Origin of the sequence: Paraburkholderia sp. 31.1 (assembly GCF_014397645.1) — a bacterium.
GTDB classification, from domain to species: Bacteria; Pseudomonadota; Gammaproteobacteria; order Burkholderiales; family Burkholderiaceae; genus Paraburkholderia; species Paraburkholderia tuberum.
The window spans coordinates 47,062-68,458 of the sequence record NZ_VZQN01000011.1 but is presented as its reverse complement, the minus strand read 5'-3'; the positions used below and the strand labels follow the sequence as shown (position 1 = coordinate 68,458).

22 protein-coding genes and 1 pseudogene are annotated in these 21,397 nt (G+C 65.5%); 12 read left to right on the top strand and 11 right to left on the bottom strand.

The window, feature by feature from the left end:
- Window positions 1–262: 262 nt before the first annotated feature.
- The 4 genes and pseudogenes from phnC to F6X37_RS10465 form a co-directional block, all read left to right on the top strand.
- Entirely contained in the window at window positions 263–1,147 is an 885-nt protein-coding gene (gene phnC / locus F6X37_RS10480) for a phosphonate ABC transporter ATP-binding protein (RefSeq protein ID WP_187611214.1), read from the top strand.
- Window positions 1,148–1,206: 59 nt separating this feature from the next.
- Window positions 1,207–2,184 (top strand): phosphonate ABC transporter substrate-binding protein, encoded by a 978-nt coding sequence (gene phnD / locus F6X37_RS10475; protein ID WP_187611213.1) that lies wholly within the window; start codon window positions 1,207–1,209, stop codon window positions 2,182–2,184.
- Entirely contained in the window at window positions 2,181–3,020 is an 840-nt protein-coding gene (gene phnE, locus F6X37_RS10470; RefSeq protein ID WP_187611212.1) for a phosphonate ABC transporter, permease protein PhnE, read from the top strand. The genes phnD and phnE overlap by 4 nt, the downstream gene beginning before the upstream one ends.
- A gap of 60 nt (window positions 3,021–3,080) precedes the next feature.
- Window positions 3,081–3,337, top strand: a pseudogene (locus F6X37_RS10465) (EamA family transporter); the annotation flags it as partial.
- Between the two features lie 199 nt (window positions 3,338–3,536).
- Here the strand turns inward: F6X37_RS10465 and F6X37_RS10460 are convergent.
- The gene (locus F6X37_RS10460) at window positions 3,537–3,881 is read right to left on the bottom strand and encodes a DUF4148 domain-containing protein (protein WP_187611211.1); all 345 of its coding nucleotides are present in this window, start codon (window positions 3,879–3,881) and stop codon (window positions 3,537–3,539) included.
- A gap of 254 nt (window positions 3,882–4,135) precedes the next feature.
- Here F6X37_RS10460 and F6X37_RS10455 point away from each other — a divergent pair, with 254 nt between their 5' ends.
- Both F6X37_RS10455 and F6X37_RS10450 read left to right on the top strand, forming a co-directional pair.
- Window positions 4,136–4,663, top strand: a complete 528-nt coding sequence (locus F6X37_RS10455) for a thioesterase family protein (protein ID WP_187611210.1) — start codon at window positions 4,136–4,138, stop codon at window positions 4,661–4,663.
- Window positions 4,664–4,665: 2 nt separating this feature from the next.
- Entirely contained in the window at window positions 4,666–5,631 is a 966-nt protein-coding gene (locus F6X37_RS10450) for an alpha/beta hydrolase (protein WP_187611209.1), read from the top strand.
- A gap of 41 nt (window positions 5,632–5,672) precedes the next feature.
- Here the strand turns inward: F6X37_RS10450 and F6X37_RS10445 are convergent, their stop codons facing one another.
- Window positions 5,673–6,635: a response regulator gene (locus F6X37_RS10445; protein WP_187611208.1), complete on the bottom strand. Its 963-nt coding sequence runs from the start codon at window positions 6,633–6,635 to the stop codon at window positions 5,673–5,675.
- A 588-nt stretch (window positions 6,636–7,223) separates the two neighbouring features.
- Between F6X37_RS10445 and F6X37_RS10440 the strand changes: the two genes are divergently transcribed.
- Window positions 7,224–8,018: a hypothetical protein gene (locus tag F6X37_RS10440; RefSeq protein WP_187611207.1), complete on the top strand. Its 795-nt coding sequence runs from the start codon at window positions 7,224–7,226 to the stop codon at window positions 8,016–8,018.
- Window positions 8,019–8,030: 12 nt separating this feature from the next.
- Here the strand turns inward: F6X37_RS10440 and F6X37_RS10435 are convergent, their stop codons facing one another.
- The 3 genes from F6X37_RS10435 to F6X37_RS10425 form a co-directional block, all read right to left on the bottom strand.
- Window positions 8,031–8,705: an HAD family hydrolase gene (locus F6X37_RS10435; RefSeq protein ID WP_018423463.1), complete on the bottom strand. Its 675-nt coding sequence runs from the start codon at window positions 8,703–8,705 to the stop codon at window positions 8,031–8,033.
- Between the two features lie 182 nt (window positions 8,706–8,887).
- A complete protein-coding gene (locus F6X37_RS10430) occupies window positions 8,888–9,043 on the bottom strand; it encodes a hypothetical protein (protein ID WP_187611206.1) in 156 nt (51 codons plus the stop codon).
- Between the two features lie 60 nt (window positions 9,044–9,103).
- On the bottom strand, window positions 9,104–9,985 hold the full coding sequence (locus F6X37_RS10425; protein ID WP_187611205.1) for a LysR family transcriptional regulator: 882 nt from the start codon (window positions 9,983–9,985) through the stop codon (window positions 9,104–9,106).
- A gap of 120 nt (window positions 9,986–10,105) precedes the next feature.
- On the opposite strand from F6X37_RS10425, the gene F6X37_RS10420 reads away from it, so the two are divergent.
- Complete coding sequence (locus tag F6X37_RS10420) at window positions 10,106–10,858, top strand: TerC family protein (RefSeq protein WP_187611204.1); 753 nt, start codon at window positions 10,106–10,108, stop codon at window positions 10,856–10,858.
- Window positions 10,859–10,865: 7 nt separating this feature from the next.
- The gene (locus tag F6X37_RS10415) at window positions 10,866–11,126 is read left to right on the top strand and encodes a zf-TFIIB domain-containing protein (protein WP_187611311.1); all 261 of its coding nucleotides are present in this window, start codon (window positions 10,866–10,868) and stop codon (window positions 11,124–11,126) included.
- A 59-nt stretch (window positions 11,127–11,185) separates the two neighbouring features.
- Here F6X37_RS10415 and F6X37_RS10410 read toward each other — a convergent pair whose 3' ends face one another.
- The 4 genes from F6X37_RS10410 to F6X37_RS10395 are packed head-to-tail and all read right to left on the bottom strand — an operon-like array spanning window position 11,186 to window position 15,731.
- The gene (locus F6X37_RS10410; RefSeq protein ID WP_187611203.1) at window positions 11,186–11,818 is read right to left on the bottom strand and encodes a DUF2894 domain-containing protein; all 633 of its coding nucleotides are present in this window, start codon (window positions 11,816–11,818) and stop codon (window positions 11,186–11,188) included.
- The gene (locus F6X37_RS10405; RefSeq protein ID WP_090807091.1) at window positions 11,811–12,464 is read right to left on the bottom strand and encodes an OmpA family protein; all 654 of its coding nucleotides are present in this window, start codon (window positions 12,462–12,464) and stop codon (window positions 11,811–11,813) included. Before F6X37_RS10405 ends, F6X37_RS10410 begins: the two co-directional genes overlap by 8 nt.
- Complete coding sequence (locus F6X37_RS10400) at window positions 12,461–14,818, bottom strand: DUF802 domain-containing protein (RefSeq protein WP_187611202.1); 2,358 nt, start codon at window positions 14,816–14,818, stop codon at window positions 12,461–12,463. Before F6X37_RS10400 ends, F6X37_RS10405 begins: the two co-directional genes overlap by 4 nt.
- Before the next feature lie 10 nt (window positions 14,819–14,828).
- Complete coding sequence (locus F6X37_RS10395) at window positions 14,829–15,731, bottom strand: DUF3348 domain-containing protein (RefSeq protein WP_187611201.1); 903 nt, start codon at window positions 15,729–15,731, stop codon at window positions 14,829–14,831.
- Between the two features lie 252 nt (window positions 15,732–15,983).
- Here F6X37_RS10395 and F6X37_RS10390 point away from each other — a divergent pair, with 252 nt between their 5' ends.
- Complete coding sequence (locus F6X37_RS10390) at window positions 15,984–17,216, top strand: NAD(P)/FAD-dependent oxidoreductase (RefSeq protein WP_187611200.1); 1,233 nt, start codon at window positions 15,984–15,986, stop codon at window positions 17,214–17,216.
- A 177-nt stretch (window positions 17,217–17,393) separates the two neighbouring features.
- On the opposite strand, the gene mctP is transcribed toward F6X37_RS10390, so the two are convergent.
- Window positions 17,394–18,875, bottom strand: coding sequence for a monocarboxylate uptake permease MctP (mctP, locus tag F6X37_RS10385; protein WP_187611199.1), 1,482 nt, complete (start codon window positions 18,873–18,875; stop codon window positions 17,394–17,396).
- Window positions 18,872–19,069: a DUF3311 domain-containing protein gene (locus tag F6X37_RS10380; RefSeq protein WP_090807102.1), complete on the bottom strand. Its 198-nt coding sequence runs from the start codon at window positions 19,067–19,069 to the stop codon at window positions 18,872–18,874. The genes mctP and F6X37_RS10380 overlap by 4 nt, the downstream gene beginning before the upstream one ends.
- 240 nt (window positions 19,070–19,309) lie before the next feature.
- On the opposite strand from F6X37_RS10380, the gene F6X37_RS10375 reads away from it, so the two are divergent.
- A complete protein-coding gene (locus F6X37_RS10375; RefSeq protein WP_187611198.1) occupies window positions 19,310–20,725 on the top strand; it encodes a cache domain-containing protein in 1,416 nt (471 codons plus the stop codon).
- Window positions 20,722–21,375, top strand: a complete 654-nt coding sequence (locus F6X37_RS10370; protein WP_184046652.1) for a response regulator — start codon at window positions 20,722–20,724, stop codon at window positions 21,373–21,375. Before F6X37_RS10375 ends, F6X37_RS10370 begins: the two co-directional genes overlap by 4 nt.
- Window positions 21,376–21,397 lie beyond the last annotated feature (22 nt).

Here is a 21,397-nt window from a genome sequence, read left to right as displayed (position 1 = left end):
ACTATAGCCTGGCTGTGTGTCAGCACGCGCGAGCGCGCACGTGTGCACGCGAATCGTGTCATCCGTATGTCACTTTCCGTTTGAATCACTGACTTCGCAATGACTTCGTTTTGCCATCCTGACGACACATGACACAGCGGAAAACGCGACGCACAAAGATGTAGTCGTCTAGACGTTGCGATGCCTTCACTCAACCGTCACAGTCGCTTCCTAGAATGAGCCCACACCTGCCGGCAGTGGCCGCATGCAAGAGGGAATACAGATGGAAGCGATCCGTGAAGCTATTCGAATCGAGCGTTTGAGCAAGACGTTCGGTAACGGCCGCAAAGCGCTCGACGAAATCGATCTGCGCGTCGCGCCCGGTGAAATGGTCGCGCTGATCGGCGCGTCCGGCTCGGGAAAATCGACGTTGCTGCGGCATATCGCGGGCTTTACCGCGTCGGACGCGCAGCCGTCGCAAATCGAGATTCTCGGCCGGCCGATCCAGCAGAACGGCCGCATCGTGCGCGAGGTGCGCAGCATTCGCCGCGACATCGGCTTCGTGTTCCAGCAGTTCAATCTGGTGAACCGGCTGTCGGTCGAAACCAACGTGCTGATCGGCGCGCTCGCGCGCCTGCCGTGGTGGCGCCGTCTCTCCGGCCGCTTCCCGCGCGCGGAACGCGCGCTGTCGCGGGCCGCGCTGCACGAGGTCGGAATCGGCGAATATGCGCGCGAGCGGGCCGCGAACCTGTCGGGCGGTCAACAGCAACGTGCCGCGCTCGCACGGGCGCTCGTGCAACGTGCGCAAATCGTGCTCGCCGACGAGCCGATTGCCTCGCTCGATCCCGAGTCGTCGCGCCGCGTGATGGACATGCTGCAAGCGCTGAACGTCGAGCACCGGATCACGGTGCTGGTGTCGCTGCATCAGGTCGACGTCGCGCTGCAGTACTGCGCGCGCACGGTCGCGCTGCGTCGCGGCAAGGTGGTCTACGACGGCCCTTCCAGTGCGCTGACACCGGCGCTGCTAAAGAAACTCTACGGCGGCGATGCGCGCGAACTGCTCGACGACGCGACGCACGACGCAGACGAAACTCACGACGAGCCTGACGCCCCCGACACCGCCGCCGCGCGCTACGCGTTCGCGTTGAACGCCGCGCCGTCGAACTGAACCGCGCACGCTGTCGCGCGCTTTTGATTCTCTCCGTCCACTCAACCGGATCTCAACCGATGAAATTCCTGCGCTCCCTGATCACGCTCGCGGCCGGCGCTGCCGCTTTCGCCTGCATCGCCGCGGCCCACGCCGAGGACATCAACCTCGGGATCATCTCGACCGATTCGTCGGCGGTGCTCAAGCAACGCTGGGAACCGCTGATCGATGACATGAAGAAACAGACCGGCCTGAACGTGAAGGCATTCTTCGCGACCGATTACGCGGGCATCATCGAAGGCATGCGCTTCAACAAGGTGCAGGTCGGCTATTTCGGCAACGCGTCGGCGATCGAAGCCGTCGATCGTTCGAGTGGCGAAGTATTCGCGAAAGCGCAGCACGCGAACGGCGACAGCGGCTACTACTCGCTGCTGATCACCAACGTGAACAGCCGCTTCAAGACGCTCGACGACGTGTTCAAGGACACGAAGAGCGTGACGCTCGGGTTCGGCGATCCGAACTCGACGTCGGGCACGCTGGTGCCTGGCTACTACCTGTTCGCGAAGCACAACGCGCCGGTCTACACGTCGTTCAAGAGCGTGCTGCCGTCGAGCCACGAAGCGAATCTGCTGGCCGTCGTCAACAACAAGATCGACATCGCGACCAACAACAGCATGATGATGGAAACGCTCAAGCGCGAGCATCCGGACAAGTTCGCGCAGGTGCGCGTGCTGTGGACCTCGCCGCTGATTCCTTCGGACCCGCTCGTGTGGCGCAAGGATCTGCCGGAAGCGACGAAGGACAAGCTGCGCAAGTTCTTCCTGAACTACGCGAAAACCGATTTGCACGAAAAAGCGGTGATGGCCGGCATCACCGAGTACAGCGGCTTCGAGGCATCGTCGGATCGGCAACTGCTGCCGATTCGCGAGATCGTGCTGTTCCAGCAGAAGCAGAAGATCGAGAACGATGCACATCTGTCCGATAGCGACCGCAAGACGCAATTGGCCGCTCTCGACGCGAAGCTGAGCGCGCTCAGCAACGCACAGTCGAAGCAATGAACTCCGCCGATCTGAGCACGTCGCCCGCGCGCGCGAGCGAAGCGGCCGCCGCGCAGACGGCGCAGGCGAAAGATCGTACCGGCAAGCGCAGCTGGTGGTCGTTGCTCGGCTGGATCGCGGTGCTCGCGGTGCTCGGCGGCGCATGGCACGGCGCCGACATGCGGCCGCTCGATCTGCTCAGCGACTCGGCCAACATGGGCCAGTTCGCCGCGGACTTCTTCCCGCCCGACTTCACCGAGTGGCGCAGCTACGTGCACGAGATGTACGTGACGCTGGCGGTCGCAATCTGGGGTACCGCGCTCTCCCTCGTCTGCGCGGTGCCTTTCGGCCTGATGTCAGCGCACAATCTCGCGCCGCAGTGGGTCGTGCAGCCGATGCGCCGCCTGATGGACGCATGCCGCGCGATCAACGAAATGGTCTTCGCGATGCTGTTCATCGTCGCGGTCGGCCTCGGGCCGTTCGCCGGCGTGCTCGCGCTGTGGGTGCATACGACGGGCGTGCTCGCCAAACTGTTCGCAGAAGCGGTCGAGGCGATCGATCCGCGCCCGGCCGAAGGCGTGCGCGCAACCGGCGCGACGCGCCTCGACGAAATTGTCTATGCGGTGCTGCCGCAAGTGCTGCCGCTGTGGATCTCGTACGCGCTGTATCGCTTCGAGTCGAACGTGCGCTCGGCGATGGTGGTCGGCATGGTCGGCGCGGGCGGCATCGGCGTCGTGCTGTACGAAGCGATCCGCTCGTTCAACTATGCGCAGACGGCCGCGGTGATGATCATGGTGATCGTCGTCGTGACGGTGATCGATCTCGGCTCGGCGTGGCTGCGTGAACGGGTGATCTGAGGATGGCGCGCGTTCGCGCGCGCGGCACTGAGCAGCCGGATTCAAAACGCCATTCCGGCCTTGTTGCTGCCCGTGCCGGCGCCGGCCGCGTGGCCGTATATCGTTGCGTCGGCAGTGCTCGAATGGGCTATCTGCTCGCGTTGATTCGCGCGAACAGAAGCGGCGATTTCGGTCAGGTCTATCCGATTGCGCGCGGTCTTTCGCCGATGCTCGTGTTCGTCGGCGCACTCGTGTTCGCGGGCGAGGTGCTGAAGCCGCTCGCCGCGCCCGGCATCGCGCTCGTGTCGTGCGGCATCGTCTCGCTCGCCTTTCGGCGCTGACGAGCAGGTTGACGAAGCCGAAATCGTAGGTCGCGCCCGCACCGCAGATGCGCTGCTGGTCGGTGCTCGCGCCCGTCGGGCTCACGACGAACGGTGAACCGAAGCCTCAGCCCGTGCTGTCGGCCGCGCCGCTCGTCAGATTCGACGGTATCGCGTTGCTGCACTTCGGAAGTGACGTTAGTTGTACACGCTGCAATCAACGCGTGTAATTCACCACCGGCACGGAATACGAAGTCGGCGCGAAATCGGTGCGGCCACCGCGCTGCGACGAGCCATTCGACGGCGCACCGTAGCCGCTATTCTGCGCAGCCTGGTTTTGCGCCGCGACCTTTGCTTCGGCCGCCTGGATATTGGCCGGATAGTCGATCACGTTCGCATTGGACGGATCATGACCGGCCTTTTCGAGTTGAATCAGTTCGGTGCGGACCTGGGCGCGCGCGAGCGGCTGATCGGCCGGATTCGACTGGGCAAACGCCGCGAGCGGCGCGGCAACGAGAGCGGCGATAGCCCCTGCTTCGATCAGCGACCTGATTGACTTCATGATTTCCAACCTCCCGAGATGGCTTCATGCGATTGCCGCGGAGCCTGGTGCGACCATCGGCCATCCGCAGCGGTTAAGGCAGTTTAGAAGCCGGTCGAGCCACGTAGTAAGCCCTGAACCATGAATTCACTGTTGCTATAGCGGCCACAATTCGAGGCCACCACGTTCCGGCGCAGCCTCAACGCGATGCACTACACTGATAACGCCCAACGACGCGCCGCAGCCATCGCATTCGATCGAGGAGGTAGACGCCCATGTCGCATCCCGTTGCCCTGCCCTCTTACCGCGACGGCGTGCGTGCCGAATGGGTCGATTACAACGGCCACATGCGCGACGCGTTCTACCTGCTGATCTTCAGTCTCGCGGTCGACGGGCTGATCGATCTGATCGGCCTGCCCGATGCGGTGCGCAAAGAGCGGCATCGATCGATCTACACGCTCGAAGCGCATCTCAACTATCTGCATGAAATCAAACAAGGCACGCAGGTCCGTGTCGACATGCGCGTGCTCGGCTACGACGCGAAACGTATTCACGTGTATGTCGAAATGTTTGCGCTGGACACGACGCAAAGCCAACGCACCGGCCCCGTCGCCGCGGGCGAGCAGATGCTGCTGCACGTCGATACCAGCGGACCGCGCGGCGTTGCTTTCGATCCGGACGTCAAAGCGCGCGTACACGAACTCGCGCAAGCCCATGCGGCATTGCCGCCGGCGCGTTTCGCGGGACGTGTGATCGCTTTGCCATGCGCAGCGCAAACGGGAAACACTACTCAAACGGAGTGACCATGCTCGAGCCGGAAATCGCCGCCTTTATCGAACGAGCGAGCGCGCTCTATCCGTCGCATCACGCGGCGATGACGCCGCGCGAGCAGCGCGAGCTGTATGACCGCTACGCCGCGACGTTGACGCCGCCACTGCCCAGCGAACTCACCACACGGGACGCAAGCTTTCGCACCGACGCGGGCCATGCGATCCCGCTACGGCTCTACCGGCATCCAGCGAAGGCAAGCGAACACGGCACGATCCGCGGCACGGTGCTGTATTTTCATGGCGGCGGCTTCGTGCTCGGCTCGCTGAACAGTCATCAGATGGTGACGGCGCGCCTCGCCGCCGACACCGGCCTCGACGTGATTGCGGTCGACTACCGGCTCGCGCCTGAGCATCGCGTGCCGGCCGCGCACGACGACTGCCTCGAGATCACGCGTGCCGCGTTGAACCACCGCCTGCCGTTCGACCTCCCAGAGCGCGCCGCATTGCAACTCGCGGGCGATAGCGCCGGCGGCACGCTCGCGGCAAGCGTCGCGCTACGCCTGCGTGACGAATGTGCGAGCGGGGTGCGCGGCATCGCGCTCGTCTATCCGATGCTCGGCACCGAGCCGCAATTGCCCGCGCGCGACACCGAGTCCGATGCGCCGATGCTGACGCTCGCGGACGTGCATAAGTTTCGCGACGCTTACTGGGGAAAAGGAGAGGAAGCCGACCCAACGCCCGGCCCCGCGTGGACGATCCCGCTCGCCGCAACCCGCTTCGACGAATTGCCGCCGACGCTGGCCATCGGCGCCGAGCACGACCCCCTACGCGACGACGCGCGCGTGTTCGTCGAGCGCATTCGCGAAGCTGGTGGAGATGCCCGGCTGCTGGTCGGCACGGGGCTCGTGCATGGATGCTGGCGCGCGCTTGAAACAAGCCCCGGCGTGCAGGCCATGCACAGGGCTGTATGCGAATTTCTCCGCGAAAACGCACGCCATTAGCGCGGCGATACGCACAGCCGCGCCCGGCGCGTCATCGCGGCTCAGCGATTGCGGTCGCTGCGCCACTGCGCGAACGTGACGAGATCGAGACCGACCTCGGCCGGCTCTATGCGGGTCCAGCTGAAGAACGCGTCGTCCCAGCCAGGAATGCTTTGGGGCGTCAGCGATCGGAACTTCATGCCGCCACGATACGCAAGGTCCGGCCAGAACAGCGGCATCACCTCGCGCGTGGCGAGCTGGCGCAGCAGGTCGGACGGGCCACCCTCGTCGGCGACGATCTCGCCCTGCGAGATCCAGTCGTTCTCGGCCCACGCGACGAACACGCTCGGGTTGCCCGCGGCGTCGAACATCAGGATCACGTTCTGCTCGGGCCGCCAGTAATACTCGACGATGCCCTGAGCGGCCACCACTTCGTCGATCATCTTGCGCGTGCGCGGATCGCAGTAGGTCATGCCGTTTTCGCCGAGCGCGAGCCAGCCCGACTCCGCGCAATGGCGGCTTTTGGCGTCCTTCAGGAAATGCGTGAGGCGATTGGCCGAATCGGCGTCGGTCTTGCGCAGGTACAGGTCGACGATGCCGGCGTTGAAGGCCTTCACCGCGACGGTTTCATCGGCGACGCCGGTAAGCAATACCTTCGCGCAACGCAGGTGCGAGATCGACGACAAAAACTCGACGCCGCCGATGCCCGGCATGTCGTAGTCGACGACGACCGCCGCCACTTCCTCGAAGCGCGACGGCTGCGCGACGATGTCGCGCTCCGCCGAGGTCTCGACGAAGCGCTCGACGCCCGGTTCGCTCAGACACGCCGACGCCGCCGCGAATTCGAGCGAATTCTCGCGTGCGTGCTGGCGAATATAGTTGAGGGCCGCTTGCGGACGCGTGAAAAACAGGTTCGTGTAGGTGCCCGGGAAGAAACGGCGGAGCGCGTCGAGGTAGCTGTCGTTGTCGTCGACGAAAACCACTGTGGACGGATAAAAAACGGGAGGTCGAATAAAGTTGTTCATATCTTCACGTGTTTCTCACGCCGCCGCGAATGCCCCCCGACCGACCGGTCGGTCGATCTGACGTTTCGCCAAGCGACTGCCCAAGGAATGCCGGGCGATGCCTCGCCCGCGGGTCCGCATGATCAATGGGTTCTTGTCGCTACTACCGGTGACCGCCTGCCGTCGCTGTTCGCGCGTCTCGGGTGGCGCAGCCTGGCGCGGGCCTGCCGGCATGTGCGCTGCGAGCCAGTCGCTGCAAGTCGCTTTCACACGCCGGATAATCGAACCGTGGCTGCCGGTCGTCTGCAATGGTTCGTATAGTACAGGCTCCACGCATTGGCGGCACAACTTAAATCGCATTCCTGCAGGCGCCGGCCGCGCAATTGCGGGGGACTAATTGGTCGAAAAAGAAAATCGCGGCATGCGGAAAAAATGTCCGCTTCCGTCGTGCCGGCGAATGGCTTTAGCGGCAAGCGCGCGCCGTTCGTGCCAGGTCCGTTCGGACATCAATCATCGTGACGCGCCGCAATATGCCGACAAGAAGCGTCGATGTCGAAATGGTCGTTTATCATCAGTCAATCGCAGTTGCTTAATGGTTGTTGCTTAGATATGACGAATACCGGCAAGATGATGATAGTCGGGCTGCTCGTGGTCGATGCGGGCGTCGCCGGTTATCTGCTGTACCCCAGGGACGATCAGGCGCCGGCCGTGACCGGCGCGGTGACCCGCAGCGTCACCGGCGCGGTGGAATCGGAACCGCAGACCGATGCGACGCGTGCCGCTGGCGCCAGCGTGAAGCCTGCGCAACCCGTGAGCCCGCCCGCGCCGCAATCGGCGCTGCCGCAAATGGAGTCGGCCACTCCGGCTCCGGGCGCCGCTCAGGCGCCTGCTGCGGCGCCTGCTGCGGCGCCCGCCCCCGCCCCGTCCCTGCCCGCCACAGCGGCCGCGCCCGTGCCGAGCGTCACGCCCCAGTCGAGCCAGACCGCGAGCGGCCGCATCGATAACGCAGCGCCGCCCGCCGCCAATCCGGCCGCAGGCACGCACGCCCTGTCGAAGTCGCAGTCGTACGCACAGGAAAAAGCTCAACCGAGGCCGCAGTACGGGCCGCGCATCGACCAGACCCATGCCCGCCGGCGCGACGACACGCACCCGAATGGCGCCAACCCGGTCGCCGCGATGCTGACGGAGCAACTGGTCAAGGAATCGGCGAAACCCGACCCGTCGCTGCCGATGCCGTCCGGCGTCACCGTGCCGTTGCAGTCTGCCAGTCCCCCGGGGGCTGGCGCGGGTAGCGGCCGCGGCACGAATCCGGTCGCGTCGGCGATGACCGATCGGCTCGTCCGCGAATCGTCGAAGGTGGGACCGACGCAGTCCGCCGCGGAGCCGCCCATCATCAAACCCTGAGCGACGCGAGGCTCACGGCCGCGACGCCACCTCGTCGAGGTGCGCGAGCAGATCGGCCGGATCGTCGTAGACGCGCAACGCCCCCGCGCGCTCCAGTTCCTCGGTGCCATAGCCACCCGACAGCAGGCCGACACCGAGCGAGCGGCAGCGGCGGGCCGCAAGCATGTCCCAGATGCTGTCGCCGACCACGACCGTGTGCTCGATCGACACGCCGAGCCGCTCGGCCGCGGCGAGGAACAGGTCGGGATCGGGCTTCGCGTATTTGACGTCGTCGCGCGTGACGACGACCGCCTTTGCCGGATCGACGCCGAGCGCCGCCAGATTCAGCGCGGCGGTTTCCATCCGCCCACTCGTCGCGACGGCCCACGGCGTGCCGGCCTGGGTCAGCGCGTCGAGCAGTTCGCGCGCGCCCGGCAGCGGACAGACCTGGGCGCGCATCCGCTGATAGGCGGCCGCATGCGCGTGCCGCAGCCGTTCGGCGCGTTCGACGCTGATCTCGCCGTGTGTCTCACGCAGCAACTGGTCCGTGAACAGCCCACCGCTCATGCCGATCTTGCGATGGATACGCCAGACGGACAGCGGGATACCTTCGCTGTCGAGCGCCTCTTTCCACGCCAGCACGTGCTGATAGACGCTGTCGACGAGCGTGCCGTCGAGGTCGAAAAGAAAGGATGTCTGGATGCGCATGCCGGCCTCCGGTGATGATGGGTTCAATCACTATGCCATGTGTCGATGAAACGGCCAGGGCGGCTCGTCGCCCTTGACGACGCTCACGGTCTCTACACGATGTGCGCAAATTCCCACAGATGGGCGCGTATTTACCCCGATTTCGCTTTACCACGGTCTCACGTTCGAGACGATGTACTCGTTCAGCAAAGGCCGGCAACTTCGCGAACCACCGCTCGTACGGCTTCGGCCTTTCGTACGCGCAGGGCCCCGCCGGCCGATTCGGTGTTGTCGCACGCGACTCTCAACACGCTGCCGCCGACGTCGACGAATACGCGAGTCGCGGTGACGGTCGGCATGCGTCACGCGTTCTGATCTCGCGCGGCGCAGGCGTGGCGCGCCGCGACAGTGCGATGCCCTCACGACTGCGCCGCCGCGATCACCTGCGACGCGAGCGCATGATGCTGGCCGCGTCGCGAGCGGATTGCGTGAATCTCCTCGATCACGCCGTCCGCGCGGCCGAGCCAGCGCAAGCCCCTCGATAACGTGAGATCTTCGGCGCCGAGCTCGGCGAGCGGAAACACGCCGAGCCCGCGCGCCGCGAACACCGCCATCAACGCGCTGTCCTCGAATTCGCCGACGACGCGCGGCCTGATTCCCTGAGACTCGAACCATCGGTCGAGCCGCGCGCGCAGCGCGCCGTGACGGGTCGGCAGCAGCACGGGCAGGTCAGCGAGACAGAGCGGAAAGCCGTCGCGCGCCGACTTGCGTACGACCTGCGCGGGCCCGTACCAGTCGACCGGCGAGCCCGCGACGCGCTGGCTCAGCACGCGCAGATCCGCGCCGTGCGGCGCCGGCTGACAGGCGAGCACCAGATCGAGCCGATGCAGCGCAAGCTCCGACAACAGCTGCGCGGGCTCCCCCTCGTGACACAGCAGCCTGAGCGACGGCGTGGCCAGCACCGGCGCGAGCAACGCATGCGCGGCGAGCTTCGAAATCCCATCCGACAGCCCAACCGCAAGCCGCACCGAGTCCGCGCCGCTCGCTTCGCGCATCTCGTCGAGCAACGCCTCGCCCAGCTGGAAGATTTGCTCCGCGCGATCGAACGCCTGCTCGCCGGCCTCGGTCATCGCGACGCCGCGCCCGGCCGGCTTCAACAGCTGGCGCCCAAGCGCTTTCTCGAGCTCGCGCACCTGCGCGCTGATCGTTTGCACGGCCATGTCGAGCCGCCCGGCCGCTCGCGCAAAGCCGCCCTCCTTCACGACGATCCAGAAGTAGTACAGGTGACGATAGTTGAGCATGCTGATCCGATACTTCGAAAAATCCGAAACGTCGTTCAGGTTATCACTGGTTCATTCGAACCGCGAATAGGCCCATGATGGCGGTTCCGCCGCTCGCGGCGCACTCGATTCCGCCACCTCATGGACTCCCTGTTCGCACTCGTTGCCGATCCCGCCGCGTGGGCCGCGCTCGTCACGCTGATCGTGATGGAGATCGTGCTCGGCATCGATAACCTGATCTTCATTTCGATCCTCAGCAACCGCTTGCCGGAAGCGCAACGCCCGCGCGCGCAGCGCATCGGGCTGCTGCTCGCGCTGGTGATGCGGCTGCTTCTGCTCAGCACCATCGCGTGGATCACGAAGCTGACCGCGGTCGCGTTCACGCTGTTCGATCATGGCTTTTCGTGGCGCGATCTGATCCTCGTCGGCGGCGGCCTGTTCCTCGTGTGGAAGGCGACCACCGAAATCCGTCAGCACATGATCCCCGATGACGAACTCGCCGCGAAAACCAGCTCGACCGTGCAGTTGACCGTGGCGGCCGCGATCGGCCAGATCATCCTGCTCGACCTCGTGTTTTCCGTCGACAGCATCATCACCGCGGTCGGCATGACCGAGCACCTGCCGATCATGTTCGTCGCGGTGATCGTGTCGATCATGGTGATGCTGTTCGCGGCGCAGCCGCTCGCGCGCTTCATCGATCGCAATCCGACCATCGTGATGCTGGCGCTGAGCTTCCTGCTCGTGATCGGCATGACACTGATCGCCGATGGTTTCGGCTCGCACGTTCCGAAGGCGTATATCTATGCGGCGATGGCGTTTTCCGCGTTCGTCGAGGCGATGAACATGCTCGCGCGGCGCGCGAAAACGAAACGTCTGGCAAGCAGCGAGGAGTGATGCCGTGATGAAATGCCCAATCTGCAAAACGACCGATCTGCTGATGACCGAGCGCCGCTCGATCGAAATCGATTACTGTCCGGACTGCCGAGGCGTATGGCTCGATCGCGGCGAACTGGACAAGTTGATTGCGCAGGATGACGGCGACGGCTCGCGGCGCGGCGAGCGTGCCCTGGGAAGCGAGCGGCAGCGTTACGAGGAGCGTCGCGACGAACATCGCGGCTATCAAAAGAAGCGCTCGATTTTCGATGTGTTCGACTTCGACTGAACGCTTCGGCGGCTTGGCGCACGCAAATTCCAACCGCCGTTAGCGCATCAGCGCGCCTATCAGCGCGCCTTCTTGCGAACGCCCTTGCCGGTCGTCGCGCCGCGCGGCGCTTCCTTGTCGAGCGATGCGCCGCCGTTCATCTGCTCGAGCCACGACAGCGTATCGACATACGACAGAAATTGCTTCAGATATTCCGGCGACAGCTCGCGCATCAACGACAGCGCGCGATGTACGAGGCTGCTCGAATTGAGCGGCCCCGCGTTGCCTGGCACCTGCGCGAGCGACTGGCGCAACTGCTTTTCGGTGCGCAGTTTGGACCAGACTTCGCGGAAGTAGTCGACTGCGGGCAGATCGGGATAGGCGGCGGCGTGCGGAGCATCGGCGCGCGCGTGGTGGCGGGCGAGGCGTTCGATCAGCGCCGCGAGCGTGGCGTCGTTGGCCGCGTCGGCTTCACCGGACGTGGCTTGCGACGCGCTCTCGTCCGCAGCGGCACGCTCGACCTCGGCCGTATAGTCGGCCAGCAGTCCTGCCAATCGTTGCTCGAGCACTCGTCGCGGCTCGCCGCTGTGCTGTGCCGCGCGCCGCGTAAGCGCGTCGAGCAGATGAAAGCGCACCGGATCGAGCCGAGCCGCGCCGCTCGCGCGCCATGCATCGAGCCTCGCGCGAGCCGCATGGATCGCGTCGTCAAGCACCGGACTTCTCCGCTGCCGCCGCACTCGACGGTCGCGGCACCGGCGCGATTTCGACGCGGCGGTTTTTCGCGCGGCCGGGTTCGTCGGCATTCGAACTGACCGGCTGCTCCGAGCCGAACGCCGCCGCAAACACCGACGACGCCGACACGCCCTCGTCGATCAGCGTGCGCGTGACCGTCAACGCGCGCTGCGCCGACAGCTCCCAGTTATCGGCGAAGCGTCGATTGCCTTCGCGCAGGCGTTGATCGTCGGTGAAGCCGCTGACCATCAGAATCTGATCGCTCGCGCGCAGATATGCGGACAGCGGCCCGGCGAGACTCTTCAGCAGCGCGCGACCCTCAGGCTGCAGCTGGGCGGAGTTCAGCGCGAACAGCACGTTGCCGCTAATGCCGATGCGCCCATTGACGAGCGTCACGCGCCCCGCCGCGAGCGGTCCCGCGAGTGCCTGTTCGAGCGTCTTGCGGCGCTGCGTTTCAGCCTGGCGCTGCTTGACCTCCTGCTCGAGCTTGCTCGACAGTTCGAGCTGCACGCCGATCACGCTGACCAGAATCAGCACGAACGCGCCGACCAGCACCGACATCAGATCGCCGAACGCGGCCCAGATCGGCGCGGAGGTTTCCACGCCGCCGTCGATGTCCTCGCTCATACCGCGTCGGCTCCAGCGGTCGCGCGCTGCGCGGCCAGCAACTGCAGGTCTTCGACGATCTGCTTCTGCGACATCACGCTGAGGTCGACCACGTCACGCGCCTGCGCGACGTAGTAGGCGAGCTGTTCGTCGCTGCGCGCGAGCGATTTGTCGAGCGCTGCTTCGATGCGTTCGAGATGTGCGACGAGCTTGTCGTTCGCTTCGCCGAAGGTGTGCACGGCCGCGCCGAATGCTTCGCCGAGGCTCGCGACTTCGACCGCGCTGCCGGTGACCTGCGCGGCGACCGTGCCGAGCTTGCCGGTCTCGTGCTCGAGGTGTTCGGTGAAGCGATTGCCGACGCGTTCGAGCAGACCCGCCGACGTCGAGACCAAGGCATCGACGGCCGTGCGTTGCTCGGTCGACGCGTGGGTGACTGCGTCGAGCAGCGTCTCCAGCGTGGCGAGCAGACGACTGCGCTCTTCGAGCATCGCGGTGTCGCGGACCATGCTGTCGGAGAGCTTCTGGCGCAGCTCCGCGACGACTTCGGCAGCGGCCTTCGGCGCTTCGGACGCCGCTTGCACGAGGCGCCCGATTTCGGCGATCGTCGCGCTGGCATGCGTTTGCGTCTGCGCGGAGATATCGCGTGCGGTTTGCGCGAGTGCGTCGCAGATTTGCTGCTGACGGGTCGCGGTTTGCGAACCCGTTTGCTGCCATTGTTCGTCGAGCTTTGCGGTCATCGCGGCGAGCGCTTCGGTCCATGCCGCGAAGCGCTGTTCGTCGCGCGCGGCGAGTTCGGCTTGCAGGTTTGTCGCCGCCTTCGGTGCTTCAGCCGCGGCTTGAACCAGTCGATCGATTTCGGCGATCGTCGCGCTGGCATGCGTTTGCGTCTGCATGGAGATATCGCGTGCCGTTTGCGCAAGCGCGTCGCAGATCTGCTGCTGATGGCTGGCGGCTTGCGCACCCCTCTGCTGCCATTGTTCGCTGAGCTTCGCACCCATCGCGTCGAGCGCCTCGGCCCACGCGCCCAAACGCTGCTCGTCGCGCGCGCTCAGTTCGGTCTGCAAGTTCGCATGCGAGCTACCGACCGCGCTCAGCAACGCCGCGGCATGCTGCTCGAACGTCGCGGCGGCGCGCGCCAACGCCTGTTCGTTGTTGGCGGCGAGTTTGTCGCCCGCGCTTTGCTGCTGAGCCAACGCGTCGCCCCAGGCCTGCGACATGCCGCTCGCCGTCGCTTCGAGCCGCGCGGACACGCCGTCGAGCAGCGCGAGCGAGCGCTGTTCGAACGCTTCGGCAACGCGTTCGACCGAAGCGCGCTGTTGCGCAGCCAACTCGTCGCTCGCCTGCCGATGTCCGGCGAGCGCGCTGTGGCAAATTTCGGCGACGTTCGCGCTGGTCGCCGCGAAGCCGCTCGACATGCCGTCGAGCTGGCGCTGCACGGCCTGGGTGACCGCGTCGTGCAACGCGGCGGTTTCGCGCGAGAGGCCGGCCATCGTCGCTTCGACGACCGGCTGCAGGGCCTTGCCGGCGGCCTGCGCGCTGCCGGCCACGCTGTCCTTCAGCGACTGCTCGATCACACCGGCGAGCCGCAGATAGGCGGCTTCGGTGCGGCCGTAAAACGCGTCGAGGCTCGCGATCTGCCGCTCGTTCGACGCGGCGCTCTGCTGTTCGAGCGCGCTCATCATCGTCTGCAGACGTTCGACCAGCAGCGGCGTCGCTTCGGCCTGGCGTTGCAGCAGCCGGAAGCTTTCTTCGCGCTGATGGCTCTGCGAGTAGACGCGCAAAGTCGTCGCGATCTTCGCGTCGAGCTGTTGCGCCGCTTCGAGCCGCTCGCGGCGGGACAGCGCGGACAGCAGCCCGAGCATCGCGGACGTCGCGACACCCGCGATCGACGTGCCGAACGCGAAGCCCAGCCCCTTGACCGGCGCGGCCAGCGATGCGCGGATCGCCTGCAGGTCGCTAGCGCTCTCCAGCGCAAGGCCGGTGCCGCGCAGCGTCATCACCATGCCGAGCAGCGTGCCGAGCATGCCGAGCAGCACCAGCAGACCGACCAGATACGGCGTCAGCGCGGGTCCCGGCAACGCGACGCGCTCGCCTTCGACGCGCAGCCGCACGCTATTGCGCAGACTCGGATGGACAGCTTCGAGAAACGCGGCGAGGCTCGGCGGTGGTCCGGACAACGCGGCGAGCGCGCCTGTCAGCGTGGCGGTCGCCTGACCATAGCGGCGCAATTCGAGCGCGCCTAGCACGTAGAAGACGCCGATCAGCAGCGTGACGACGAACGCGAGCGGATTGGAAACGGCATAACCGACGGCGATCCAGCACGCCGCGGAGAGCCCCGCGAGAAATACAACGAGATCGATACGATATCTGGACATGGGGTCCCAGTTAGCAGGCGCGAAGAGCCGCGAGCAGCCCTTCGACCGGTTGAAAACGAACCTCCAGCTCGGCCAGCAAAACGCTCTGCATGTCCTTGCGGAAGACGTCGAGCCACGCCTCGGACGCGAGCGGCACGGCAGCGTTGCCGCCATCGGTCGACCTGGCGAGCCGCGTGGCTGCGGTGGTTGCTTTGACTTGAGCCAAGGCTGCTTCCGGCTGCATGGCTGCAGCGCCGGCTTCGACTTCGGCCGACTGCTGCCGCGTGGGATCGGCATCGGCGGCAACTTCGGCCGGTGCTTCCGCCTCCGCCAACCTCCGCTTCTCACCCTCGCGCAAGCGCTCGTAGTGCCCGCCGAGCAACCCGGGCACCGCGCCGAGCAAACTCCGCTCGCGCTCGCCGAGCGCACGCTCCATCACCGCATCGACGACCGCGAGCCGCGCGAGCGACGGCGCCTGCGTCGCCAGCAGCGCGCGCAGCCGGCCACGCAACGTGCCGATCGCCGTTTCCATCGACTGCTGAAGCGCGAGATAGCGCTGTCGGAACACCGTGTAGTCGGCCTGCGTGTCGACCGCCACGCGCGGCGCCGACATCCGGGCGGACGACGGCGACGGGCCGCGCCGCCGTGAGCCGGCGAGCACGCTATCGCTCGCGATTGCGCTCACCAGCGAGCGGCGCACGCGCGTGCACTCTTCCTCTTCCGCACGGCCGAACGCGCGCGCGCCACCAGCGACGGACGGCGGCTTGCCATCCAGCGCCGACGACAACGCGATCGCGTCGGTCCAGCCGAGCCACTGGCTCAGCCGATCCGCCAGCGATTGTCGCGATTCGGCGACGTCGGCCTCGGCGAGACGGGCCAGTAAGCGAACGAGCGCAGGCCCAGTGAGGGCGCTGCGCTGAGGGGCTTGCAACATACCACCGGACGCAAAAAAGTCAGCAGTTTACACGCAGACGCCAGCGAGTCCGAAGTCGCCCGCTCGATCGTGCGTCGAAAGACACGGTTTTGCCCGATCGAACCTGGCATTCGGGCGTTTTCCCGAGCGCGGCTTTTTTGCCAATAGCGAAGCGGACCTATCCCTGTATAAGATGAAAGCTGGCGCCTCGCTGCGCACGAACACGGCGGAGCGTCGACAACACACAGAACACACGCAAGGCGGACAGGGAGCATGAAATTCGATACCGTGGTGCTCGGCGCCGGCATTGTCGGGGTGTGCGTCGCCGTGCATCTGCAGAAACGCGGCCGCGCGGTTGCGCTGATCGACCGTAAGCAGGCGGGCAACGAGACCTCGTTCGGCAACGCCGGGCTGATCCAGCGCGAAGGCGTCTATCCGTACGCGTTTCCGCGCGGGCTCGGCACCCTGCTGCGCTACGCGCGCAACCAGTCGCCCGACGTGCGCTATCACGCCGACGCGATGCTGCAGGTTGCGCCGTTCCTGTGGCGCTACTGGCGCAACTCACATCCGGCGAAGCACGCGGAAATCGCGAAATCGTACGCGACGCTGATCGAGCATTGTGTCAGCGAACATCGCGCGCTTGCCGCGGACGCCGGTGCCAGCGCGCTGCTGCGGCCGATCGGCTGGATCAAGGTGTTTCGCCATGCCGCCGCGCGCGACGCCGAAACCACCCTCGCCGAACAGTGGCATCGCGAGTACGGCGTCGAGTTCGAAACGCTCGACGCGCCGCGCCTGCAACAGCTCGAACCCGATCTCGACAAGCGTCTGCAAGGCGGGCTGCGCTATCCGCAATCCGATTCGGTCAGCGATCCGAACGCGCTCGTCACCGCATACGCGCGGTACTTCGAAGCGCTCGGCGGACGGTTCTTCATCGGCGATGCCGATACGCTGCGTGAAGGCTGGCAGGTCGAGACGCGGGACGGGGCGATCACGGCCGAGTCGGCGGTGATCGCGCTCGGACCGTGGTCGGATCGCGCGAGCACGCGGCTCGGGTATCGGCTGCCGCTCGCGGTCAAGCGCGGCTATCACATGCACTACGCGCCGCGTCGGAGCGCGCGGCTCAACCATCCGATTCTCGACGTCGAACACGGCTATGTGCTCGCCCCGATGGCGCGCGGCATCCGTTTGACCACGGGCGCCGAAATCGCGCGCCCCGAGGCGGCCAAGACGCCGGTGCAACTCGACGCGGTCGAGCCGATCGCGCGCACGCTGTTTCCGCTCGGCGAACGTCTGGATGCCGAACCGTGGATGGGACGCCGCCCCTGCACGCCGGACATGATGCCGATCATCGGGCCCGCGACGAAACATCAGGGACTGTGGTTCGCGTTCGGCCATGCGCATCATGGTCTGACGCTCGGACCGGTGACGGGGCGGCTGATCGCCGAGATGATGACCGGCGAGCAGACGCTGGTCGATCCGCGGCCGTTTCGAGTCGAGCGGTTTTAGCCGGATGGTCTGAGGCCTGCTCGAAATCTCCGCCTTCATTGCGCAATTATCGTCATCTCACGCTAAAGCCAACCTCACGGCACGTCTCCGACCAAGCCAGCAGCCGTCGAAGCAATAAAAAAAACGCCGCGGGCCAACAGCCCCGCGGCGTTCTTCATCGAGCCGGACAACCGTCGATCAGGCCGTCACGGCAGCCCGTCGCGGCAACACTGCCGACACCGCGAAGCTCACGACGATATTCGCGACGAGCGCGATCAGGCCGATATACAGCGGATAGTTCTCGTGGCCGAAATGCAGGCCATACACCGGCTTGAGCCCTTGCGAAATCGCGAGGCCCGTGCCGAGCACGATACCGACGAGCCAGCCGACGAACAGACCCGGCGTGTTCAGACGGCGCGTGTACAGCGTGAACACGATGGCCGGGAAAATTTGCAGAATCCACACGCCGCCGAGCAGTTGCAGATCGATCGCATACTGCGTCGGCAGGAACACGATGAACAGCAGCGCCCCGAACTTGACGACCAGCGAAACGATCTTCGCATTGGCTGCCTCCGCCTCGGGCGAGATGTTCGGCGACACCAGCGGACGCCACAGATTACGCGTGAACAGATTCGCCGCGCCGATCGACATGATCGCGGCCGGCACCAGCGCGCTGATCGCAATCGCGGCAGCCGCGAAACCGACGAACCACGACGGGAACAGCGTGCCGAACAGGGTCGGCACCACGTCGCTTGCCGACTTCACGTTCACGCCAGCGGCGATCGCCATATAGCCGAGCAGCGCGATCAGGCCGAGCAGCACCGTGTACGCAGGCAGGAAGATCGCGTTCTTGCGCACCGTCTTTGCCGACGCCGACGACAGCACCGCCGTCATCGTATGCGGATACATGAACGCGGCGAGCGCCGAGCCGAGCGCGAGCGATGCGAACGCCGTGTACTGATTCGGCTTCAGCAGGATACCGGTCGCGCCGCCCTTCGCCTGGAAGTGCGCATCGGCCAGTGCGAACACGTGTCCATAGCCGCCGAGCTTCACCGGAATCAGCCATACCGCCGCGATCACGACGATATAGATCATGATGTCCTTGACGAACGCGATCATCGCCGGCGCGCGCAGGCCGCTTGCATACGTATAGAGCGCGAGGATCACGAACGCGACGATCAACGGCAATTCGCCGCTGACGCCCAGCCCCTTGATCACGACCTGCATGCCCACCAGCTGCAGCGCGATATACGGCATCGTCGCGACGATGCCGGTCAGCGCGATGGCCGCCGGGAACCACTTGCCGCCGTACTCGCCGTGCACGTAGTCGGCCGCGGTGATGTGGTTCTTCGCGTGCGCAACCTTCCACAGCTTCGGCATCACTGCGAACACGAACGGATAAACGATGATCGTGTACGGCAGCGCGAAGAAGCCATACGCGCCCACCGAATAAACGAGCGCGGGCACCGCGATCACCGTATAGGCGGTATAGAAATCGCCGCCGACGAGGAACCACGAAATGACCGTGCCGAACTGCCGTCCGCCGAGACCCCACTCGTGCAGTTGCGTCAGATCGCCGCGTTTCCAGCGCGCCGCGAAAAAGCCGATCACCGTGACGAGCACGAAGAACGCGATGAAGACCGTCATCGCAACCGGGTTCACAGGATTCAGATCGCTCATTTGAGACCTCGATACACGATGTAAATCAGCAGCGAGGTCAACGGCACCCACAGAAACTGATACCAGTAGAAGAACGGAAAGCCCGCGAGCGGCGGATGCGTGTCGTTATAGAACGGCAGCCACAGCAGCGCGATATAAGGGATCAGCAAAATGAGCCAGAGCCATGAACGGCCGGCCGAGGGGGAGGTCTCCACGAACGTCTCCTGAGTATTATCGACAGCGCGCGCGATGGCTCGTGGCCCGACGCGCAAATGCCCGGTTGCCTGAGGTCAGGCGGAAAACCCGGGAACGTCGCACACTCGAGCGCCAGGCCTCGCGCGGCGCGGTATGCGACGGGCATGTAGTATTCGCCTTCGCGCGCTTGCTTTCAAGCGCGCAACTACGTAAGCCGTCTACGTAATATTACGTAGCCCGTTGACTGGCTTTTTTCAACGATGAAACTCAAAGCAAAGATAGTGCTGCTCGCGATCGTGCCCTTTCTGGTGGCGATCGCCAGCATCGAGACGGGCGTGCGCCGCGAAGCGACCGCACTCGCCGAGCGGCAGCACGCGACCACCCAGGCCGCGTACATGGCGAGTAAGGAGATCGAGCTCAAGCACTACGTCGAACTCGCGACGACTGCGATCGCGCCGCTCTACGAGGCCGGCGGCGACAACGCACGCGACGACGCGCTGCTGCGCACGCGTGCGCTCGCGGTGCTCGAAAAGATGAATTTCGGCGAGGACGGCTACTTCTTCGTGTACGACCTGCACGGCCGCACGCTGATGCATCCGCGCGAGCCGGATCTGGTGGGTCGGGATCTGTGGTCGTTGCGCGATAGCCATGGCACGCCGACGATCCAGCAGCTACTCGCCGCAGCCGCGCGCGGCGGCGGCTATGTGCGCTATCTGTGGCATCGGCCGTCGACCGGCAAGGAGGAGTCGAAACTCGGCTACGTGGTGCCGCTCGAACGCTGGGGCTGGATGCTCGGCACCGGCATCTATCTCGACGACGTCGACACGACGCTCGCGCACATCGACGCCCAGGCCGCGGCCAATATCGATCGCACGATGAAGTGGATCGACGCGATCGCGGTGGCCGGCCTCGCGGTCATTGCGCTGTGCGCACTCGTGCTGAACGTGACCGAATATCGCAGTGCCGACGCGAAGCTGAAGCGGCTCGCGCAGCAGGTCGTCGAGTCGCAGGAAAACGAGCGAGCGCGCCTGTCGCGCGAATTGCACGACGGCATCAGCCAGATGATGGTGTCCGTGAAGCTGCTGCTCGAATCGGCGCTCGCGCGGCTCGAACGCGGCGACGCACGCGTGCCCGCCGCCGAGGCCGCCCTGTCCACCGGACTCACGCGGCTCGGCGATACGCTGCGCGAAGTCCGGCGCATTTCTCATGCGCTGCGTCCGTCCATGCTCGACGATCTCGGCGTCGCGGCCGCCCTCGAACAACTGACGCGCGAACTCGGCGAGGAGTCCGGCATCGCGATCGGCTTCACGCAGATCGCGCATACGCATGCCGCCACGTTGCCCGACACGGTCAATACCGTGCTGTTTCGCATCGCCCAGGAAGCGCTGACGAACATCGTGCGACATGCGCAGGCGTCGAGCGCGGCGCTTGCGCTCGAGGTTTCGCGCGATGCGGTCACGCTGACGATCTCCGACAACGGCCGCGGCTTCGACGTGACCGAAGCATTCGTCGGCGGACGTGAAGGTGTCGGCCTGCGCAACATGCGCGAACGGCTCGAAGCGCTCGGCGGCACGCTGTCGCTGAACTCGCAGCCGGGGCACACCGTCGTCGCCGCGCGCGTGCCGCTGCCCGCGACGCATGCAACGGTGCCGTCCCTGCAGGAACTCTCATCATGAACGACACGACCTCTCCTTCCATCGCGCGTCTGCTGCTCGTCGACGATCATCCGCTCGTGCGCGACGGTCTGCGCGCACGGCTCGAAGCAGTGCGCCACTTCGAAGTGGTCGGCGAAGCGGGCGACGCGCAGCAAGCGCTCGCGCTGGCCGAACGACAGGCGCCGCATCTGGCGCTGATGGATGTCGGCATGAAAAGCGGCATGAACGGCATTGCGTTGGCGGGCCTCTTTCACGAGCGCTTTCCGGCGATTCGTGTGCTGATGCTGTCGATGCACGACAACCTCGAATACGTGACGCAGGCGGTGCGCGCGGGCGCGAGCGGCTACGTTCTGAAGGATTCGCCGGCGCTCGAAATCATTCAGGCGATCGGCGCGGTACTCGACGGCAAGACGTTCTTCAGCGCGGAGATCGGTGCTCGACTGATCCAGGCTTCGGCAACGCAATCGCCGGTCGAACGCTTGACGCCGCGCGAGCGCGACATTCTCGATGCGCTTGCCGAGGGACTGTCGAGCAAGCAGATCGCGCAGCGCAACGATCTGTCGGTGCGAACCGTGGAGACGCATCGGCTGAATCTGAAGCGCAAGCTCGATATCGAAGGGCAGGCCGAGTTGATCAAGTTCGCGGTCGAGAACCGGCGCAACAAGCGTTGAGGTTCGCGGGCGCGCGATAATG

Coding starts and splice junctions, on each gene's coding strand:
- phnC (WP_187611214.1), top strand. CDS start 263: ATGGAAGCGATCCGTGAAGCTATTCGAATCGAGCGTTTGAGCAAGACG.
- phnD (WP_187611213.1), top strand. CDS start 1,207: ATGAAATTCCTGCGCTCCCTGATCACGCTCGCGGCCGGCGCTGCCGCT.
- phnE (WP_187611212.1), top strand. CDS start 2,181: ATGAACTCCGCCGATCTGAGCACGTCGCCCGCGCGCGCGAGCGAAGCG.
- F6X37_RS10460 (WP_187611211.1), bottom strand. CDS start 3,881: ATGAAGTCAATCAGGTCGCTGATCGAAGCAGGGGCTATCGCCGCTCTC.
- F6X37_RS10455 (WP_187611210.1), top strand. CDS start 4,136: ATGTCGCATCCCGTTGCCCTGCCCTCTTACCGCGACGGCGTGCGTGCC.
- F6X37_RS10450 (WP_187611209.1), top strand. CDS start 4,666: ATGCTCGAGCCGGAAATCGCCGCCTTTATCGAACGAGCGAGCGCGCTC.
- F6X37_RS10445 (WP_187611208.1), bottom strand. CDS start 6,635: ATGAACAACTTTATTCGACCTCCCGTTTTTTATCCGTCCACAGTGGTT.
- F6X37_RS10440 (WP_187611207.1), top strand. CDS start 7,224: ATGACGAATACCGGCAAGATGATGATAGTCGGGCTGCTCGTGGTCGAT.
- F6X37_RS10435 (WP_018423463.1), bottom strand. CDS start 8,705: ATGCGCATCCAGACATCCTTTCTTTTCGACCTCGACGGCACGCTCGTC.
- F6X37_RS10430 (WP_187611206.1), bottom strand. CDS start 9,043: ATGCCGACCGTCACCGCGACTCGCGTATTCGTCGACGTCGGCGGCAGC.
- F6X37_RS10425 (WP_187611205.1), bottom strand. CDS start 9,985: ATGCTCAACTATCGTCACCTGTACTACTTCTGGATCGTCGTGAAGGAG.
- F6X37_RS10420 (WP_187611204.1), top strand. CDS start 10,106: ATGGACTCCCTGTTCGCACTCGTTGCCGATCCCGCCGCGTGGGCCGCG.
- F6X37_RS10415 (WP_187611311.1), top strand. CDS start 10,866: ATGAAATGCCCAATCTGCAAAACGACCGATCTGCTGATGACCGAGCGC.
- F6X37_RS10405 (WP_090807091.1), bottom strand. CDS start 12,464: ATGAGCGAGGACATCGACGGCGGCGTGGAAACCTCCGCGCCGATCTGG.
- F6X37_RS10400 (WP_187611202.1), bottom strand. CDS start 14,818: ATGTCCAGATATCGTATCGATCTCGTTGTATTTCTCGCGGGGCTCTCC.
- F6X37_RS10395 (WP_187611201.1), bottom strand. CDS start 15,731: ATGTTGCAAGCCCCTCAGCGCAGCGCCCTCACTGGGCCTGCGCTCGTT.
- F6X37_RS10390 (WP_187611200.1), top strand. CDS start 15,984: ATGAAATTCGATACCGTGGTGCTCGGCGCCGGCATTGTCGGGGTGTGC.
- mctP (WP_187611199.1), bottom strand. CDS start 18,875: ATGAGCGATCTGAATCCTGTGAACCCGGTTGCGATGACGGTCTTCATC.
- F6X37_RS10375 (WP_187611198.1), top strand. CDS start 19,310: ATGAAACTCAAAGCAAAGATAGTGCTGCTCGCGATCGTGCCCTTTCTG.
- F6X37_RS10370 (WP_184046652.1), top strand. CDS start 20,722: ATGAACGACACGACCTCTCCTTCCATCGCGCGTCTGCTGCTCGTCGAC.